Raw genomic sequence first — 14436 nt, forward strand, 5'->3', positions numbered from 1 at the left:
ATCAGTTCACCGATCAGGTCGGCACAGCCGTGTCGAAATATCTGTGCACCAACGGCATTCGTCATAGCCCAATCGGCTCGGGTCACGACGCACGTTGCCTGTGAATGACACCGAATCCCCTTGTTCACTTGCCTATTTCACAAATCGATTCTGCCGTCAGGGAAAAGTATCGTGGCCGTTTCGGTGAGAGTCCAGCGCGCGTGTTCGGCGCCGAGGTCTCCACCCCCGTAGTTTGCCGCAGTTTCACGAGAGCCCAGCGCAATGATGTACCGATGATCGTCGCCGGCGATTCCTGTCGACAGGTGAATCCAACTATCGTCGATGCAGCACATCCACCCCTGTTTGACAGCGATATCGGATTCAGCGGTAAGCGCGTCCGGGATTCCGAACCGTTGGTAGTAACCGTCAGCGCCGGTAGTGGTGAAATCCCCGATGTCACTGAGAACAACTGCAGTCTGATCCGCTTGCAGACCCCCACTACCGTCGAGCAAGGCTGCGTAATAGCTCACCATGTCGGACATGGTTGTCTCCGTTTCCCACCATGTCTCGTTCCATCCGATGGAAGTTGACGGAAGCGGGTACCGCTCTGTGATGTGGTCGATGATGTCGTTGCCCCCGAAGCGATTCCACAGCAGATCGGCAGCTGAGTCGTCGGAGGAACGTAGCATGTCGTCGATCAATGCTGCCTCGTCTTCCGACAGCGTGAATTCGCCCTGTTGTTCGCGGAAGAGGATGTCATCGGCGATGAACAGTTTGGACACCGAAGCGGTATCGATCGGTTCGTCGTTGCCATTGGTAACTCGAACGCCCTCGACGCGGTCGAAGATCACAATGGACACTTCCGCACCTTGCTCGCGGGCAAACTCCGTCGCCAGTGTCATTCGCGACGCAAGTGAAGGCTGTTGCTCTGCATCAGGCGCGGCCAGTTCGGCCACCGTCGGTGTTGCGGCGGTTGCGGTCGGTAGTGGTTCGGGTATTGCCGAACCACTCGACTTGGCTGCAGCCGCGCAGGAGCCGTGTGCGCAGGACATCGACGCTGTCACTGCAATCAGAACCGTGATGACTGCCAAGGCCGTGCGCGACCCGTAGCGTCGCGTCGCTGGCTTGAAATGTCTCGCTGGCCGTTGCATGTTGCGCGAGAATAGACGGTGTTTCGGTGGATTTGATGTGGGAACATGTGAAGTTTCTGTGCGCTGACTTCTAGCATCACTATCGAGCGTGCTCGTAAGGAATAATGGTGCAGTGTCGAGATCTGCTCCGGGTGCCGCGTCCTCCGACTCTGGCCGACGACGCGCAGTGCTTGCGCGACTCCCCCGGATGTACCGTTCCGACGGATCCCCGATTCGGGTGTTGGTTGTGGACGACGAGCCGGCGATCACCGATTTGGTCAGCCTGGCGCTTGGATACGAGGGATGGATAGTCTCCGTCGCACACGACGGAAGAACTGCCCTGGAACTGCAGCAGGAGCAACTGTTCGACTTGGTGGTCCTGGACATCATGCTGCCCGATATCGACGGAATCAGCATGCTCGAACGTCTGCGAATTCTGGGTCGCGGGACGCCCGTCCTCTTCCTCACGGCTCTCGATTCGATCAACGACCGCGTACTCGGCTTGACTGCCGGCGGCGACGATTACATGACCAAACCGTTCAGCCTCGAAGAGCTTGTGGCGCGGTTGAGGGGTTTGCTCCGACGGACCGCCGATTCGATGTCCGAGCATGACACCGTGCTCGTCGTCGGCGATCTGTCCCTTGACGGAAGTTCGTACGAAGTCAAGCGCGGTGGCGAGACAATTCCTTTGACTACAACAGAATTCGAGCTACTTCGCTACATGATGCAAAATTCCAAGCAAGCACTCACCCGAGCCCAGATCCTCGACCGAGTATGGAATTACGACTTCGCGGGCAAGTCGAACATCGTGGACCTCTATGTCTCCTACCTACGACGCAAGATCGATGCCGGCCGCGATCCGATGATTCACACTGTTCGCGGAATCGGATACATACTGCGGCCCACTGAATCTCAGGACCGCTGAATGCCAACCCTCGCCGGAGTGCTTCGCCGTCGGCCGTGGGGACTGCAAAAACGCCTCGTCATCGCCATGACAGGGGTGATCGCGGTAATTCTCCTCGTCGTTGCCGTCGCAAGCATCATCTCGCTGCGCACATCGGTCACGAGGCTGGTCGATTCGCAGTTGACCGGATCGATGGCCTCGTTCAGCCATTTGATCGACAAGTACCTCGGCGACCCTGGAACCGATCCTTCCACGGGTGCAATGAGGGGCAGAAAACCACTGACCGACTACGCCGGCCAGGCTCCCGGGACGGTCATTCTCCTCCTCGACAACGGCACCGTAGTCGATTCCGCGGTGTTCTCGGACTCCGAATCCGTTCCGCTGAATGCCGAAGCTGTTACCCAAGTCCAGAACCATGACTGGGCGGACGGCGAACGGCAAGACCTCACGCTGGCAGGCGTCGGCGATATGCGAATGGAAAGTATTGCTCACAAAGGAAATTCATCGCTGATTGTCGGAATTTCACTTGCAGCCGCCAACGACGCCGTTGTACATGAAACGCGCGTGCTGTCTGTTCTCGCCCTTCTCGCCCTGGCAACTACTGTCATCAGTACTGTGCTCGTCGTCCGGCACGCCCTGAAGCCGCTCGCCCGGGTAGTTGCGACCGCAAAGAAGGTGACCGAGCTTCCGCTCAGCGTCGGCGAAGTCTCCTTGGACGTACGCGTCGAGGAATCGGACACCGACCCTCGCACCGAATTGGGGCAGGTCGGCGAGGCTCTCAACCATCTTCTCCATCATGTCGACGAGGCGCTGTCGGTTCGGATAGCCGCGGACAAAAGCGTCAAGCAATTCGTCACGGATGCAAGCCATGAGCTTCGGACCCCGCTTGCATCCATCCAGGGATACGCGGAACTCACCCGCCAAGACAGCGACCGACTACCCGACATGACGGAGTACTCACTCCAACGGATCGAGTCCGAAGCCAGGCGCATGGGTGCGCTGGTCGAAGACTTGCTGTTGCTCACGCGACTGGACGAAGGCCAGAGCCTGCAAACCTCGGATGTCGATCTTGCGGAACTGGTCGTCAACGCCGTGAACGACGTACGCGTCGCCGCTCCCCTGCACAAATGGGTGATCGACGTACCCGAATCCGCAGTGATGGTGAACGGAGACAACGAGCGTCTCTACCAATTGGTGGCGAATCTGCTGTCGAACGCACGGGTCCACACGCCGCCGGACACCACCGTGACCGTCGCCCTGCGTGTGACAGACGACAGTCCTGATCATGGGTCGGTCGAATTGACCGTCACCGACAACGGTCCCGGTGTCGCCCCGGATATTCTCCCCCAACTGTTCGAGCGGTTCGTTCGAGGAGACAGGGGACGTTCACGAAAGACCGACAGCACGGGACTCGGTCTGGCGATAGCGGCCTCGATCGTCGAGGCACATCACGGCACTGTGACGGTGCAGTCCCGCCCCGGTCTTACAACATTCTGCGTCTGCCTACCGCGCTCGGAATGAACGACAACCGAGCCGAGCATCGACTCGATTGCCGCCCGCATCGCTAACGGAAGTCCGACGGGACGCCCGCACTCAGTTTCTCGGCCGCAGTCTCGAGCTCGTCCAAAAGCTGAACATCGAGGGGGATGCCGTCCACACGACGTTCGTGAAGTGTCTTGACTCCCTGCTCCCCCGGGTACGACAGGTCGACTGTCGAATTGGTTGCCGGCAATCTGTTGATGGCCTCGATCGTGTCGTCGACCGTCCCCATGAATTCTTCCGGAGCAACAAACGCCGAGATGTCGACTGCCATCAGTACTGCATTCTCCCGGTGGCGGCGTCCCTCCGGCTTGTCCGAGTGAAGGCGGCTGACGATCGGATTCGAGGCCAACCCGCTGGCAAGAAGCTCGAGAATCAGTGACATTCCTGCCCCCTCCCCACCGCTGGACGGCAATCCGCCTGGCGGGCACAACTTCGGTGTCGCCGTGTCGAGCAGAACCATCTGACGCCTCCCGGCGGGCAACGCCACGGACAATGGGTTCGTGGCCACTGCCGCCCCACCGCGTCCGGGGTGGGCCGGCGTGGGCATACCCGCGACAATCCCCAAACCCGCCATCCCGTAGTCGGCGGCCCGCGCCGTGTAGTACCCGAGAGCGCCCGTATGGACGGTGCCCCTGACGCTCACCCAGGCAATACCGACTGTGCGCGCCAGGCTCATTGCGTGATCCATGGCGGTGGACAATGCAATCGGACCCGGCGCCGAATCGGCATCGACGATGGCAACCGCTGACCGCGTCTGGTCCACGGTGATATCCGGAGCCGGGTTGGCATCCCCGCTGTCGAACAATTCGAGGTAGCGCGGAATCCGCGACACTCCATGAGCGTCGACCCCACGCAGATTCGCCCATACGAGGGCATCTGCGATGAGATCGGCGTGTTCCGCAGAACATCCCGCGGCGACGAAGATGTTGCCGGCGAGCACGCGCAACGTCTGCTCCTGGACGCGAACACGAGTAGTAGACATGACAGTGCCTTCCTGGATCCAAGCGGACTGGAACGCGCCGATCAGCGCGCTACGTGAACATCTACGAGTGCTGTCGTTCCGCCGCGCACGCTGGCCAGCGCACGACTCAGCGCTGGGCCGAGTTCGTCGGGTCGTGTCACGGTCAGACCGAGCATCCCGAAGGGTTCGACCAGGGAAGCAGCCGAAGGTTGGTCGTGGAGATTGACCCCGCGGAAGTTCTGGTCGGTCTGCGCAGCGCCGTCGGGATAGAAGCGCAAGTGGTTGAGCTTCATCGACAGATACTGGTGGTTGTTGATCACGACGATCAGGATGGGTAGATTCAGCGACTTCGACGCCGCCAACGCCTGCACGATCGGGTTGTACAGGAACGACCCGTCACCGATCGTCAGTGCCACCTCGCGAGACGGTTCGGCGAGCTTGACGCCGAGTGCCACACCGATTCCCTGTCCGAGTCCACCTTGAACGTACTGGTATCGGCCGGGCTTGTCCGCTTGAAGTCGGTCGGCGACGACGCGGCTGTGCGTAATCGTCTCGTCGACGACAGATGCCTCCGGGTCCAGCGCTTCGCGGAGCGCGTCTACCAGATCTGCAGCGGTGATCGCATCCGTCGACGGCGTCGATGCCGCTGCGGGACGGGCTGCGGCGGAACGCGATTCGCGGCGCTGCGCTACTAGCCACTCGTCCGGCCCGATCGACTTGACGGTCGCGCTCAGCGCTCGCAGCGTTGGACCGACTTCACCCTCGAGGTACTGATCGGCGCCGAGGATCTGATAGTCGATGTACTGACGATGCGGCACCTCGTCGATGACCAAGACGTCTGCCGCTGCCGGGCGGTCACTCGGCGGATACCACGGCGCACGGCAGCAGACCAGAATGATCAGATCTGCGTCACGAATAAGCTCCGAACCGGCTGCGCCGGCATGTAACTCGTGGTTGCGCGGGAAATTGGTGGACACCGCGGCCGGCGGTTCGATCACCGGCACCGACAACAGCTCGGCGAATTCGAGCAACGCGTCGAAACCGTCCGGGTGTCTGCCGGCGGACTCCGTGATGATGACGGGTCGCTGCGCAGCCAGGAGACGGCGAGCTGCGTCGTCGATTTCCGACGCGAGACTGATACGCCGACCGGGAGCCGGCGCCGGCCGTACTGCAGCACGATCCGCATCCCACGGTTCGAGAAGCACCTCGACCGGTACGTTCAAGTAAACCGGTCCCGCTGGACCGCGTCGCGCGATATCCGCTGCACGAACAACAGATCCGTACAGTGTCTCGACACTGCCGACTTGGGTCGACCACTTCGTGAACGGGGCAGCAACGTTCTGCGGACCACCGACAATGGAGAGATTGCGGTACCACTGTTGCCCCGGGTCCACGTCGGTCTCACCGTACGTGATCGATTCGGAGCTGCAGACGACCATTCCGACCTGAGCAAGGAGGGCACCGTGAATTCCACATGCACCTTGCAGGAGCCCCGGCACGGCATGCAGGAGAACCATCTGCGGCCGACGAGTGACGATCCCGTAGCCCGTTGCCATTGCGACAGCAAGTGTTTCGTGCATCAAGTCGATGTAGCGCGGTCCGTCGACGCCGTCGCGCTCCTGGTGCGCAAGCGCTTCCCACATCGGCGCCCATTCAGACCCGGGAGAGGAGAAGATGATGTCGATTCCGATGCTGCGGCACGCTGCGAGGATGGCTTCGCCGCCATCGATCCTGTCGTTCACGACTGCCCCTGCGCTTGCGCCAGTACGGGTCGATCTGTTTCAGACAAGATGGGCCAGTCGAGGCACTCGGCGATACCGCGACCCATGATCCACTCGAGTTCCTGCTCGGTGAAATCGAAATGCTCCGTGAACTGCTCGACCGTATCCGTCCACGTCAACCCGTGACCGAGCAGACGCGTGATATCGGTACCGAAGAAACAACGCTCCGGACCCATCGCATCAACCATCTCCCGCACATACTTCGCGATATTGAGATTCGGGAACGGCTCCGTCGAATACCCCGGAATAGCAGAAACCTTCACAAAAATATTCGGATGAACATGCAGATCCGCCGTCTCCTTCACCCAATACCCGATCGCATCGTCGACACACCGCGCCATGATCCCCATATGGTCGATGATGATCTTGAGCTCCGGATGCTTACCCGCGATCTCACCGAGCTCCGCCTTCCACACCGGAGCATGCACCATCGTCTTGATACCCAACTCCTCCGCCAGAGGCCAGTACCAGTCATTGGTGCCGTCGATCATCCAATTCCGGTCCTGCGGACGATGGAACGTCAACCGCGTCCCCTTCACATGCGGATTCTGCGCAAAATCCTTCATCATCGCCGCACCCTCGACCGGCTTGTTCTGCGGAATACGCGCCATGATCCCGAAACGATCCGGATGCGCCTCACACGCCTCCAACGCGTAATCGATCCGATCACCCTCCCACGACGGCGGCAGAATCAACGCCCGATCCACCCCCGCCTCATCCATCAACCCGAGAGCCTCCTCGTAACTGAACGACTCCTCCCGATGACCGTTCAACCGGATACGCTCACGCGCCCCCGGAAGCCACGGACGATCCGGAGCCTCGTCCTTCCAGATATGGATTTGCGAATCGACAATGAACATGGATCCTCTATTCTCGTTAATTAGTATTTGCGCCGGAATCAGGTGTAAACATCTGCGCTACAACGTATTCACCGATGGCCAGAGATGACGTCGCGGCCGGCGACGGAGCGTTGCGGACAGCCGTCACCGCGCCGAGCCTGCTGATCCGGAAATCGTCGACCAGAGTCCCATCGGCGTCGACGGCTTGGGCCCGCACGCCGGCCGGGGCCCGCACGACATCCTGAACGGTCAAGGCAGGGACGTATTCTCGCGCGGCCTTGACGTAGGCGCCCGTCGAAAACGACCCTCGCATCTCGTGGATTCCTGTTTTCCAATGCTGGCGGAAGAGCTTTCGCGACCCTGGCCACCGCAAGAGTTCGAAAAACTCGCGTATGTTCACGTCACGACGGCGATACCCCTCGCGGGCGGTCGCAAGAAGTGCATTCGGTCCGATATCCACGGCGCCGTCGACACGCGGGGTGAAATGGACACCGAGGAAGGGATAGGCGGGATCCGGGACCGGATACACCAAGCCGTTCACCAAGCCGTTTCGCGCCGGCACGAGCCTCAAGTACTCACCGCGAAAAGGGATGATTGCCGGTCCGGCTACATCGCCGGCAGCTCTTGCCACAGTGTCGGATTGGAGTCCGGCACACAGAACTACATGGTCGAACTCGTACGAGTCTTCCGCGTCTGTGACAATTGATGCCGTTGCGCCGTTCATCTGAATATCGCGAATCTTGGTGCGCAGCTTGATCTGCCCACCGGTGGCAACGATGTCCGCTGCCATTGCATGCGCCACGGCCGGGTAGTCGACGATCGCTGTTGTCGGAGAATGGAGCGCTGCGATACCCGCGACATTCGGCTCGATTTCGCGAAGTTCCTCCGGCCCGAGCCAACGAACATCGGGAACACCGTTGAGCCGTGCGCGTTCCTGCAAATCTCGCAGAGGCGCAATCTCGTCTTCGTTTCGCGCCACGATAACCTTGCCGATTTCGCGGTAGGTCAGTGTGTGTTCCGCACAGAACTGCTTGAGGAGGTCAACACCGCGTCGGCACAGCGTGGCTTTGAGAGACCCTGGGGTGTAATAGATTCCCGAGTGAACCACTCCCGAATTGTGGCCCGACTGGTGCGCACTCAGAACCGCTTCTTTTTCGAAGACCGTCACGTCGAAACCGTCGAGAGCGAGTTGTCGCCCGACTGCAAGGCCGACCAGCCCTCCGCCGACGATGCCGGCGCGCCGCGATCCCTCGGTCATCGCTCCACGTCCGTCCGAATCGCCACCGTCTTGACCCGCGTGTAGAAGCGTGGCCCCTCGAGTCCCTGTTCCTTGAACGCCGAGCCGGATTCTCCGAAGCCCCCGAACGGCATGTGCACGTCCCACCCGGTCGTCGGATGGTTCACCGAAACCTGGCCGGCTTCGAGTCGATCCGCGAAGAAATGTGCATTCTTCATCGACGACGTGAACACCGATGCAGCCAATCCGTAGGTCGTGTCGTTAGCCGCCGCCACTGCGGCGTCAATGCCGTCGACCACCGCGATTGCCACTACCGGACCGAATACCTCGTCGGTCCAGATCGGCATGGAGCGTTCGACATTGGTGACAACCGTGGGCGCAACCCAGCAACCGTGCTCGGCGATCTCGGCGGACAGTCCGTGCCCACCGACGACAACCTCGGCCCCACTCTCTCGGGCACGCTCGATATGCGCCAGAACATCGGCCTGGGCCCTCTTGCTCACCAGTGGACCCATTGCCGTCGCCGGGGCATCGCCGGGTCCCAGTCGAACTGCCGCAGCAGCCGCAATGATTCCACTGATCACCTCTGTTGCCACAGCCGCGTCCACCACGACACGACTCGTTGCGGTGCATCGCTGACCGGCCTGCCCGAAGGAAGCCGCGGCGATAGCGGCGACAGCCAGATCCACATCGGCGTCAGCAAGGACAACCGCGGCGTTCTTTCCACCCATCTCCGTTTGCAGTCGAACGTCACGACCAGCGAGACGTCGTTGAATCGACCGACCCACCGACGTGCTTCCGGTAAAGCTCACCGCATTGATTCGTGGATCGTCGAGAAGCGCGTCGCCGATCTCGGCGATTTTTCCGCTCGCCAGTCCGAGAACACCCGCCGGCAGTCCGGCATCATGTAGCGCCTGAGCGAGGTGCATGCTGACAACGGGAGTTTCGCTGGCTGCCTTGAGAACAACGGCATTTCCCGTATACAGCGCGGGGGCAAGCTTTCTGGCCGGTGTCAGGAGTGGGTCGTTCCAGGGCGTGACCAGGCACACGATGCCAACGGGCTCCGTGCGCACACTCGTCACGGTATTCGGGCGCGCATCGGCAAGTATCTGGCCCTGTGGCAATCGCGCCAGGCCGGCGTAATAGTCGAAGAAATCTGCCGCTTTTCCGACCTCTACAGCAGCCTCACCGGACGTCTTGCCCATTTCGGCGACCAGGTCGCTTGTGATCTCTGCGGCACGGGCACGCAAGTAATCGGCAGCCTTGGTCATGATCTGAGCCCGCTCCAGCACGGGGGTGTTCCGCCACACGTCGGCACCCACCGCGGCGGCGTCGTACAACTGGGTCACCTCTGCGGCCGTCATGGCCGCGACGCGCGCGACGGTGATACGGACGTCCACTGGATTGACGACCTCGAATGTGCGGTCCTCATCCGGACGGCGCCATTCACCGGCGACAAGACTGGGCAGAAGCCTGGGTTGAATCGTCAAACCGATCGTCCTCTCAACTAGGTCCCGAACATAGTTTCGGGACTTACAGAAATGGATGCTACGGCCACCGAATAGCAAAGAGGAGCACTGAATTCGCAAGCTAAGAATCACCACTCACGACGCGTTGCGTGCTCGCGCTACCCCGGCGGACAGGTCAATCTGTAGACGAACAACTTGACGGACATTCGAGGAGAACACCTATGACATTCGTATTGATCGCTCACTACCGCGCTCGCGAGTCGGCTATCGACACGGTAACGGAATCCCTGCGCAACATGGTCGAACCCAGCCGGGCTGAGCCGGGGAATATCGTCTACCGCGTCAACGGCTCATCTGTCGATCCCGCCGAGTTTCTCATTTTCGAGGAGTACGTGGACGAGTCTGCATTCGAAGCACATCTCGCGTCGCCCCACTTCGAGCGCCATCTTCGGGGCGGTGTGTTGCCGAACTTGGAAAGCCGTGTGCGACATGATCTTGTTCCACTCGAGCCACACTGACCACGGACATGAGCATCCCCTCTCCGACAACTATCGGGGAGGGGATGATTGTGCTGCACAGCAGATTACAGGTTTCGATCGGAAAGAATGCGCCGCATGCCGTCCACATACGCGTCATCACCGACCTGGACGACTCGGTATGTCGCAATGGGTTTTCTGCATGGCCTTCTCGTGGCCTCACCGGTCTCGAGGCTGAATCGGCCCTGATGTAAAAGACACTCGATCTCGACGGATTCTTCGACAAGCGGACCTTGGGCCAGTCGAAACGGTAGATGGGTGCATCGATTACCGACCGCATAGATCGTCTCACCGACCGCGAGAACCAAAATTTCTTCTCCGCCGACGGTCGTGACCACGCGTTCATTTCTCTCGACGAACTGAGCGATCGTGCCGACGCGAACCAGCCGTCCGGCTACGTGTTCTCCGTCAGTTTCAGGCACACTCATCCCAGGCTCCTCACAACTGTCGTCAGCCCCGACCGAGGCCGGCGACTACAGACACCACAACCGAACGATGAGGCAGCGGGTACGGTGTGCACCGCCCGATCGTGGTGTCCGGGTCGGCATGGATGGACCGAGAACCTGTCGGTATTCAGTTCATACATGCACGTCTGAATTCGTGTGGACGCGACTCACGCCTACACGAGGTGACGCTGGAAGTGCTCGATCGTCCGCTTCCACGTCTTTGCACCGGTGTCTTCAGGATCGTCCAGCTGGGAATGGCCCAGGAACGCGTGGCCCACGCCGGCAACGATCTCGTAGGAGAACTCGGAATTGACTTTCTCCGCGCGCGTTGCGTACCTGACAGGAACCTCGACCCCGATTCCATGGTCATCCTCGCCCCAGAAAGCCAGGACCGGTCCACTGAGGTCGTCGACCAGATCCAGAGGGCGCGGCGGGGGCATCACCAGAGTCGCCTGCGGTTCCGGGAATCCGTAGTACGACACCGTCACCAGATCGTCACGCAGAGACGCTAGATCGAGCGAATACGTTCCGCCCATGCAGAATCCGAGCGAGCCGACGCGATCGCCACCGATCTTGTCCTTCAACCACGTCGTCGCGGCGTCTAGATCACGAACAGTCTGGGCCTCGTCCAAGCTCTTACGCCGCGCGAACGCACTCTCCAGATCGGGACCCGCAGCGGGCCCCTGACGGAAGAAGAAGTCCGGCAACAGAACCGAGAATCCGGCAACAGCCAACCGCGACGCCAGGCAGATGTAGAACGGGCTCGGACCATGGATATCGGTATTGAGCACGATACCGGGACCGCCGCTGTCGACACTGAAGAGCGTCGCCGGCATGTCCACGTTCTCGCCGATCGAGATCGCGATGTCCTGGCGATCGACATTCGGTGTTACCTGACCTTCAGGAACCTCCGCATGACACATTTTGTTCTCCTTAATCAGGCGTGAATCGAAGTCGACCGTTCTCGATCGAACAGTTCGCTGGTGGTCAACCTTCGTGGCGTGATCGACTGAGCAGCACAGTATTCCAGGAACACATCCAGACTTCGCTGGTTGGCCTCGATCCCGTACGGCCAGAAGTCGGCGCCCAACAATCCCTTTGCCCGCTGCGCATGCGCCCCGCTCCACGGGAACGGATAGCTCGGTACGGTGAGACTCATCGACCGCTCGATAGAGCGGTTCTTCGCCTCGGTGAAGGCATTGATCAGTCCGTCGGCGATCTCCGGGTTTGCCTCGTATACGGATCGACGGAGAACCAACGTGTGCATGATCGGGAAGATCCCGGTCTTCTCCGCGTAAGCCATCTCGTCGAACGTGTACTTGGGAAAGAGCCGCTTGACCCGACGATCCCTATTTACAACGCATTCCGGAGGACGCGCACTGATCACGGCGTCCACCTTGCCGTCGATCAGCAATTGATCGAGCGAGGACTCGGGGGCAGCGGTGATATCGAAATCACTCGTGTCGAGGTCGACGGGCTCGGTGCGTCCCGGTTCGTTGACACCCGCCTGAACCCACCTGATCGACTTCAAGTCGACGCCGTAATCCGATGCCAGCAGACCGCGGACATACACACCAGCTGTCTGGCCCCACACCGGAATTCCGATTCGCCGACCGCTCAGATCCGCGGGTACCTGCGGACCATCGGCTCTGACGTAGATCGAACCGTGCCGGTAGGCCCTCGCCGGGAACACCGGCAGAACCACGAGCGAGTCATAGCCCTTGCCGCGGAGTGCCGTCGACACGGCCAACGACATCTCGGCGGCGTCCCACTCCCCTGCGAGGAAGCGAGAGAAGATCTCCTCCGGTGCGGCGAGCGTCGTACATTCGAGTTCGCACTCGGGTACGACAACACCACCGGTCCACAAATCGCGATTATGGTCGTAGTCGCCGAATCCGACACGGACCACAGGTTTTCCGCTCATCACCAGGTGCGATCGGGATGCCAGGTGAATTCGACGCGGTGGCCGTCGGGATCGACGAGGCTGCCGGTCTGGGACAAGTCGTGACCGCGGTACGGCTCCACGATGTATTCCTCTCCCACCTTGTCCAGGTGAACGAGGAATTCGTCCCAGTCGTCGACCTCGATCGCGAAGTGAATGAGACCCGTCTGCTCCTGGCCCTTCTCGACCGGCCGGAAGTGCAGATCGAAGTTACCGCGGGTCAGCAGCATGGTGCCCTTAGGCGGCGGCTTAACGGGGTGGACGCGGGTCATTTCGAAAACCCTGCCGTACCATTCCTCGGTCACCTCGAGGTCACTCGTGGGAAAGTTCACGTGATGAAGGCTGTGGGATACCGATTTCGTTGCCATGATTTCCTACCTCTTCTTCTGATGAGAAATGAGCAATGCCGAAAGCGCCTGTCGCGCTTTACCTAACGTTCAACTGATTTCTGGAGCGCGTGGCCCGGCGAAACGCCCGCATTACAGCGGAGCGACCATCGCCTCCATGACGCGCTGTGTCAGGCCCGGCTGATCCGCGTCCGGAGTGGGATGCTGCTGCCACTCGCCGATCTGGACACACGACTCGACAACCAGCTTGCAGCGATCGAAACGGCGACCGACGTAAGCCTCGAACGCCTTCTCGACGTCTGCGCCGTTTGCCTCGAGCTCCTCTGCCAGAACCACACCATCCTCGATCGCTTGAGCCGCGCCCTGCCCCAAGTGCGGCGTCACCGTATGTACGGCATCACCGATGAGAACGATGCGACCCTTGTGCCATGGCGCCGGAGCGATCAGGTACTCCTCCGGGCGCAGCACGATTTGTGCAGGATCGTTGAGGTGGTTGTCGCGAACCCATGCGGTCAACCCGCCGTAATCCTTGAGAAGATCGCGCAGGACGACGTGAAGTTGATCCGCCGGCGGACGGTACCCCTGCGGGCACGCGTAGTTAAGCCAGAAGTATGCAAGATCCGGGGCAATCGGAACGAATCCCGCGACGCCCGAAGGGCCACGTTGGAGAATGATGCGATCGATCTCGGGAATACGAGGCAAGTTGACGCGCCACGCCGACTGCCCGTTGTACCGGGGCTCCACACCCTCGGGAAGAACGTAAGGGCGCACTTCCGAACGTACACCGTCAGCGCCGACAACCAGTTCGTAGTTGTCCTGTTGACCATCGGTGAACACGGCCTCGACGTAATCGTCACCGGGTAGCAACTTTTCGATCGACTTGCTGTATTCGATGCGGATACCATCCGCCAAAGCGCGCCGGGTCAGGATCTGGTGCAGCTTAGGCCGGCCGATCCCGTTCATTGCCGGGTAGTTCTCGATCTTGGCACCCGCCATCTCCACCAGCGCATTGCCCTGCACATCGCACATGGTGCCCCAGACGGGACTGCTCTGGCCGGCCGCAAGGCAATCGTCGAGTAGACCGATAGCGTCCAACGCACGCAGGGCATTTGCGGGCTGGATAATGCCGACGCCGAAGACGGACGAATGCATATCCGGCTTCAGCTCGACCACATGGACGTCATATCCGACGCCGCGCAGTGCTATTGCCGTGGACAGACCGCCGATACCGGCACCAACAACCAGGATGTGCCCGCGCCCGTCGCCGGGACGATTCTCTTGAGTCACGTTCGCCTACCTTCCTTTGCCCTTTGGATTCTCTTC

14 protein-coding genes are annotated in these 14436 nt (G+C 60.7%); 3 read left to right on the top strand and 11 right to left on the bottom strand.

Going from position 1 to position 14436, the window contains the following annotated elements; all coding sequences use genetic code 11:
• Positions 1–137: 137 nt before the first annotated feature.
• The gene (locus tag FFI94_RS29655; protein ID WP_138870986.1) at positions 138–1130 is read right to left on the bottom strand and encodes a serine hydrolase; all 993 of its coding nucleotides are present in this window, start codon (positions 1128–1130) and stop codon (positions 138–140) included.
• A gap of 187 nt (positions 1131–1317) precedes the next feature.
• Here FFI94_RS29655 and FFI94_RS29660 point away from each other — a divergent pair, with 187 nt between their 5' ends.
• The gene (locus tag FFI94_RS29660; protein WP_138873491.1) at positions 1318–2034 is read left to right on the top strand and encodes a response regulator transcription factor; all 717 of its coding nucleotides are present in this window, start codon (positions 1318–1320) and stop codon (positions 2032–2034) included.
• A complete protein-coding gene (locus tag FFI94_RS29665) occupies positions 2035–3534 on the top strand; it encodes an ATP-binding protein (protein ID WP_185993346.1) in 1500 nt (499 codons plus the stop codon). It abuts the gene before it with no gap.
• 43 nt (positions 3535–3577) lie between these two features.
• Here the strand turns inward: FFI94_RS29665 and FFI94_RS29670 are convergent, their stop codons facing one another.
• The 5 genes from FFI94_RS29670 to FFI94_RS29690 are packed head-to-tail and all read right to left on the bottom strand — an operon-like array spanning position 3578 to position 9863.
• Complete coding sequence (locus FFI94_RS29670; protein WP_138870987.1) at positions 3578–4537, bottom strand: Ldh family oxidoreductase; 960 nt, start codon at positions 4535–4537, stop codon at positions 3578–3580.
• A gap of 41 nt (positions 4538–4578) precedes the next feature.
• Positions 4579–6258, bottom strand: a complete 1680-nt coding sequence (locus FFI94_RS29675) for a thiamine pyrophosphate-dependent enzyme (protein WP_138870988.1) — start codon at positions 6256–6258, stop codon at positions 4579–4581.
• The gene (locus FFI94_RS29680) at positions 6255–7157 is read right to left on the bottom strand and encodes an amidohydrolase (RefSeq protein WP_138870989.1); all 903 of its coding nucleotides are present in this window, start codon (positions 7155–7157) and stop codon (positions 6255–6257) included. The genes FFI94_RS29675 and FFI94_RS29680 overlap by 4 nt, the downstream gene beginning before the upstream one ends.
• A gap of 16 nt (positions 7158–7173) precedes the next feature.
• Positions 7174–8394 (bottom strand): L-2-hydroxyglutarate oxidase, encoded by a 1221-nt coding sequence (gene lhgO, locus FFI94_RS29685; protein ID WP_138870990.1) that lies wholly within the window; start codon positions 8392–8394, stop codon positions 7174–7176.
• Entirely contained in the window at positions 8391–9863 is a 1473-nt protein-coding gene (locus tag FFI94_RS29690) for an aldehyde dehydrogenase (RefSeq protein WP_221937773.1), read from the bottom strand. The genes lhgO and FFI94_RS29690 overlap by 4 nt, the downstream gene beginning before the upstream one ends.
• Positions 9864–10063: 200 nt before the next feature.
• Here FFI94_RS29690 and FFI94_RS29695 point away from each other — a divergent pair, with 200 nt between their 5' ends.
• Positions 10064–10360: a putative quinol monooxygenase gene (locus FFI94_RS29695; protein ID WP_138870991.1), complete on the top strand. Its 297-nt coding sequence runs from the start codon at positions 10064–10066 to the stop codon at positions 10358–10360.
• Between the two features lie 65 nt (positions 10361–10425).
• Here FFI94_RS29695 and FFI94_RS29700 read toward each other — a convergent pair whose 3' ends face one another.
• From FFI94_RS29700 to FFI94_RS29720, 5 genes are all read right to left on the bottom strand, one after another.
• Positions 10426–10806 (bottom strand): Rieske 2Fe-2S domain-containing protein, encoded by a 381-nt coding sequence (locus tag FFI94_RS29700; protein ID WP_138870992.1) that lies wholly within the window; start codon positions 10804–10806, stop codon positions 10426–10428.
• Between the two features lie 191 nt (positions 10807–10997).
• Complete coding sequence (locus FFI94_RS29705) at positions 10998–11747, bottom strand: dienelactone hydrolase family protein (protein ID WP_138870993.1); 750 nt, start codon at positions 11745–11747, stop codon at positions 10998–11000.
• A 14-nt stretch (positions 11748–11761) separates the two neighbouring features.
• Entirely contained in the window at positions 11762–12748 is a 987-nt protein-coding gene (locus tag FFI94_RS29710) for a 4,5-dihydroxyphthalate decarboxylase (RefSeq protein ID WP_138870994.1), read from the bottom strand.
• Positions 12748–13098, bottom strand: a complete 351-nt coding sequence (locus FFI94_RS29715; RefSeq protein WP_185993347.1) for a VOC family protein — start codon at positions 13096–13098, stop codon at positions 12748–12750. The genes FFI94_RS29710 and FFI94_RS29715 overlap by 1 nt, the downstream gene beginning before the upstream one ends.
• A gap of 147 nt (positions 13099–13245) precedes the next feature.
• On the bottom strand, positions 13246–14400 hold the full coding sequence (locus tag FFI94_RS29720; RefSeq protein ID WP_138870996.1) for an FAD-dependent monooxygenase: 1155 nt from the start codon (positions 14398–14400) through the stop codon (positions 13246–13248).
• Positions 14401–14436: the final 36 nt, after the last annotated feature.

The sequence above is a fragment of the Rhodococcus sp. KBS0724 genome, assembly GCF_005938745.2.
Lineage (GTDB): Bacteria > Actinomycetota > Actinomycetes > Mycobacteriales > Mycobacteriaceae > Rhodococcus_F.

Bases quoted from the DNA above. Each gene is read 5' to 3' on its own strand.
- FFI94_RS29695 (WP_138870991.1), top strand. From the start codon at position 10,064: ATGACATTCGTATTGATCGCTCACTACCGCGCTCGCGAGTCGGCTATC.
- FFI94_RS29710 (WP_138870994.1), bottom strand. From the start codon at position 12,748: ATGAGCGGAAAACCTGTGGTCCGTGTCGGATTCGGCGACTACGACCAT.
- FFI94_RS29655 (WP_138870986.1), bottom strand. From the start codon at position 1,130: ATGCAACGGCCAGCGAGACATTTCAAGCCAGCGACGCGACGCTACGGG.
- FFI94_RS29705 (WP_138870993.1), bottom strand. From the start codon at position 11,747: ATGTGTCATGCGGAGGTTCCTGAAGGTCAGGTAACACCGAATGTCGAT.
- FFI94_RS29665 (WP_185993346.1), top strand. From the start codon at position 2,035: ATGCCAACCCTCGCCGGAGTGCTTCGCCGTCGGCCGTGGGGACTGCAA.
- FFI94_RS29700 (WP_138870992.1), bottom strand. From the start codon at position 10,806: ATGAGTGTGCCTGAAACTGACGGAGAACACGTAGCCGGACGGCTGGTT.
- lhgO (WP_138870990.1), bottom strand. From the start codon at position 8,394: ATGACCGAGGGATCGCGGCGCGCCGGCATCGTCGGCGGAGGGCTGGTC.
- FFI94_RS29670 (WP_138870987.1), bottom strand. From the start codon at position 4,537: ATGTCTACTACTCGTGTTCGCGTCCAGGAGCAGACGTTGCGCGTGCTC.
- FFI94_RS29660 (WP_138873491.1), top strand. From the start codon at position 1,318: ATGTACCGTTCCGACGGATCCCCGATTCGGGTGTTGGTTGTGGACGAC.
- FFI94_RS29680 (WP_138870989.1), bottom strand. From the start codon at position 7,157: ATGTTCATTGTCGATTCGCAAATCCATATCTGGAAGGACGAGGCTCCG.